Source organism: Methylobacterium sp. WL116 (genome assembly GCF_008039455.1).
GTDB lineage: Bacteria > Pseudomonadota > Alphaproteobacteria > Rhizobiales > Beijerinckiaceae > Methylobacterium.
Genome location: NZ_VRUV01000490.1, coordinates 1 through 3,419, shown reverse-complemented (window position 1 = coordinate 3,419; position 3,419 = coordinate 1). Strand labels below are relative to the sequence as shown.

Annotated in this window: 4 protein-coding genes; all 4 read right to left on the bottom strand. The window is 71.0% G+C overall.

What is annotated here, in order from left to right; all coding sequences use genetic code 11:
* On the bottom strand, window positions 1-1,019 hold a 1,019-nt coding region (locus tag FV223_RS23280; protein ID WP_147729216.1), incomplete at its 3' end, for an FAD-dependent oxidoreductase.
* A 446-nt stretch (window positions 1,020-1,465) separates the two neighbouring features.
* Window positions 1,466-2,014 (bottom strand): HNH endonuclease, encoded by a 549-nt coding sequence (locus tag FV223_RS23275; protein ID WP_147729215.1) that lies wholly within the window; start codon window positions 2,012-2,014, stop codon window positions 1,466-1,468.
* A 412-nt stretch (window positions 2,015-2,426) separates the two neighbouring features.
* Window positions 2,427-2,570 (bottom strand): hypothetical protein, encoded by a 144-nt coding sequence (locus FV223_RS30745; RefSeq protein WP_187274846.1) that lies wholly within the window; start codon window positions 2,568-2,570, stop codon window positions 2,427-2,429.
* A 129-nt stretch (window positions 2,571-2,699) separates the two neighbouring features.
* The gene (locus FV223_RS23270; RefSeq protein ID WP_147729214.1) at window positions 2,700-3,248 is read right to left on the bottom strand and encodes a PepSY domain-containing protein; all 549 of its coding nucleotides are present in this window, start codon (window positions 3,246-3,248) and stop codon (window positions 2,700-2,702) included.
* Window positions 3,249-3,419: the final 171 nt, after the last annotated feature.

Genomic DNA, 3,419 nt, shown 5'->3' with positions numbered 1-3,419 from the left:
ACGACCTCGGGCGAGATCTTCTTGTTGAGCTTGACGTAGTTCTCGAACTCCGAGAGCACCGAGCGCGCGAGCGCCTCGGCCTCGACCTTGTCGCCGAGCGCGAAGATCGCCGGGTCGCGCGTGGCCTGGAGGGTGTCGCCGACCACGAGCTGGCCGGTGCGCGACCGGTCGAGCCCCTCGATCCGGGTGAGCACCGCGGGCGCGCGCACCCCGGCGGCCCAGACCTTGATGTCGGCCTCGATCCGTCCGCCGTCCTTCAGCGTGAAGCCCGCGGCGTCGGCGCCGGTCACCAGGGCGCCGGTGCGCACGTCGACCGCGAGGTCGGCCAGGGTGGCCGCCGCGGCCCGGGAGACGCGATCGGGGAAGGCGGCGAGCAGGCGCGGGCCGCTCTCGATCAGGGTGAGGCGGAGCTTTTCGCGCAAGGCGCCGGTGCCGTAGCCGGCGATCACGTCGACGGCGTGCTTCAGCTCGGCCGCGAACTCGACGCCGGTCGCGCCGCCGCCGACGATGGCGATCCGCAGGCTGGCCTCCGAGCGCAGCGCCGCCAGCACCTGCCCGCGCAGGCGCCGGTGCAGCGCTTCCGCGTCGGAGAGGTCGTCGATCGTGGCGCAATGCTCGGCCACGCCCGGCGTCCCGAAATCGTTCGCGCGGCTGCCGAGGGCGAGGATCAGCACGTCGTAGCCGAGCTGCGTCGGCGCGAGGGCCGCTCCGTCGCCCTCCGCGACGAAGGGGGCGAGGGTCAGCTGCCGCGCGGCACGGTCGACGGCCTGCAGCGAGCCGAGCCGGAAGCGGAAATGGTTGGCCTTGGCCTGCGCGAGCAAGCTCAGCTTCTGCCGGTCCGGCAGCGCGGTGCCGGCGGCGAAGGTGTGCAGCATCGGCTTCCAGACATGGGACAGGGCCCGGTCGACCAGGGTGACCTGCGCCGCCCCGCTCCGGCCGAGGCGGCGGCCGAGGCCGGTCGCCACCGTGATCCCGGCGATGCCGCCGCCGACGATCACGATGCGGGTCGGTTCTGCCATGCCGGTTCCATCCTCGAGGTCGTCCCGGATCGGTCCGGTCGATGCTCGAACGCGCGCCACCGCGCCGCGGTTCGCTCGGTGCGCGACCGGACCCGGCCTCCGGGGGGCGACGGAACCGCTGCCGATCCGCTCGGCCGAACCCGGTCAGCTCAGGGTTCGCCCTCGACCTCGGAGGAAACTCGGATGATGCGGGTGCAGCGGCTTTGCTGGGTTGCCGTCCTGGCCGTTCTCGGCCGTGCCGATACAGCTTTCGCGCAGGAGCGGGGCCCCTACACCGACGACCTCGTGAAGTCGACATGGCCGCGCGGCGCCCGGATCGGCCTCGGCGCTCCCGTCTCGGAGCCCGATCACGGCCAGGGAACCGGCCCGAACGCGTCTCAGGACGCACGCTCCACGCGGTCCCATCGGCCGGTGCCGATGAGACCGGATGCGCGCTCCTTTCCCGATCAGCTCTCCAGCTCGCTGTCCCAGTACAGGTAGTCGAGCCAGGTGTGGTGGTAGTCGCGGTGGTCGAACTCGGGTTGGCGGTGGTGCAGCTCGTAGCGGGTCGGGCGGCGCGGCTCAGTCAGCAGTGGCATCTCGGCCTCGTGCGGGGTGCGGTTCGCCTTGCGCAGGTTGCACGGGCTGCAGGCGGCGACGACGTTCTCCCAGGTGGAGAGCCCGCCGCGGGAGCGCGGGTTGACGTGGTCGAAGGTCAGGCCGCCCGAGGGCAGGCGCAGGCCGCAATACTGGCACGAGAAGCTGTCGCGCAGGTAGATGTTGTAGCGGGTGAAGGCGGGGCTGCGGGCCAGCGTCACGTAGTTCTTCAGCGCCACCACGCTCGGCACCCGGAGCGCCCGGCTCGGGCTGCGCGCCTCGACGTCGTAGCTCGCCACCAGCGTCACGCGGTCGAGGAACAGGGCGGTGAAGGCGTCCTTCCAGCTCCACAACGAGAGCGGGTTGTAGGAGAGCGGCCGGTAATCCGCGTTGAGGACGAGGGTCTGGAGATCCATCATCGGCGCGACTCTTCGAACGAAAGCCATACGGGACAACGCGCGAGATCGACATTGCGCGCTGTCCCGAGGACAGGGTCGACGGGGGGATGGGGCTCTCGTGCGTCCGGGCGCGGGATCCGGCGGCCCGGCGGCGGCACCGTCTCGGCCGGAGGCATGGGACACGCGTGGCGCGCCGGGCGCGGTCGGCGACCGGCTGGGGCGGATACATCCGGCTCGCGGCGGGGTCCGGGTGCCAATCCGGTCGATCCCAGCCCTTCGCGAAGTGACGAAAAGGCCCTCTCCATCGGGGCTTAGTCTAATAGCAGCGTGACAGCCTTGTGAAGCTCCGCCCTGTCGCGGCCGACGCCGCACCCACAGATCGGTGGATCGACGGGGTCTTCGAAGCCGACGGCTGCCGGGACGAGGGGGCGCGTCAGCCCCAGCGCACGAACATCGCGATGAACACGGCGACCATGCTGGCCAGGAGCAGCGGGTGGCCGTCGACGATCGCGAACACGAGCAGGGAGATCGCGCCCGTGGCGATGCCGAGCATGACGGCGACGGCGGTCGGGTTCATCGCAGCATGGCTCGCGGCCGTTCAGATCTGAGCTCGGGGTCCGCCATCGATCCGGCCTCCGGCAGACCCCGTATCACGATCCGCGGATCGGCGCGGCACCGATCGGCGCCGCGCCGCGCACCGGGGCGATCAGTCGCCGACGACCTTGCCGTCCGGGCCGACCTTCACGGTCTGCTCGCGGTCGGCCAGCGCCACCTTGATCTCGTACTGCACCGATTTGCCGTCGCGCTCGACCTCGGCCTCGTAGGCCTTGCCGCCGCCCGCCTTCTGCTCGGCGATCGTCAGCGCGTCCTTCAACGACGTGGTGGCGTTCTGGAAATCGGCCGGCTTGAGGCGGGTGAAGTACCGCTCGATCGGCTGGTTCTCGGTCTTGTAGAGCGCGCCGCTGTCGGCATTGATGCCGTACTCGACGAGCTTGCCGTCCGGATAGACGACCTTGATGCTGTAATGCGTCGGGTTCTTGCCGTCCGCCTTCTCGAAATCCGCGTCGATGGCGCGGCCCTTCTCGCCCTGGGCCTCGGCCGTGGTCAGCGCCTGGGCGAGACCGACCTTGGTGGTCTTGGCGAGCTGGAACTCCTTCTGGTCGGACTCGGCCCTGGCCGCATGCGTCAGGCCGAGCGGAGCGGCGAGCAGGCCGGCGGCGATCAGGCCGGCGGTGAGGGTGAGACGGTTCGGCATGGCGTCGACTTCTTTCCCAATGCAGATGGTGGCCCGAATAACCGATCGACCGCCGCTTGGTTGCCTGCCCATCGAAAGACCTGTCCAGGCTCTCGCCGGCGGCCACGGCGCGTCGCCGGCCGCCGCGTCGAGACGGTCAGCGGCGTCCGGCGCGGTCGCGCAGGTTCGCGA

What these genes read in the sequence shown, in the direction of transcription:
- FV223_RS23275 (WP_147729215.1), bottom strand. Translation starts at nt 2,014, where the DNA reads ATGATGGATCTCCAGACCCTCGTCCTCAACGCGGATTACCGGCCGCTC.
- FV223_RS30745 (WP_187274846.1), bottom strand. Translation starts at nt 2,570, where the DNA reads ATGAACCCGACCGCCGTCGCCGTCATGCTCGGCATCGCCACGGGCGCG.
- FV223_RS23270 (WP_147729214.1), bottom strand. Translation starts at nt 3,248, where the DNA reads ATGCCGAACCGTCTCACCCTCACCGCCGGCCTGATCGCCGCCGGCCTG.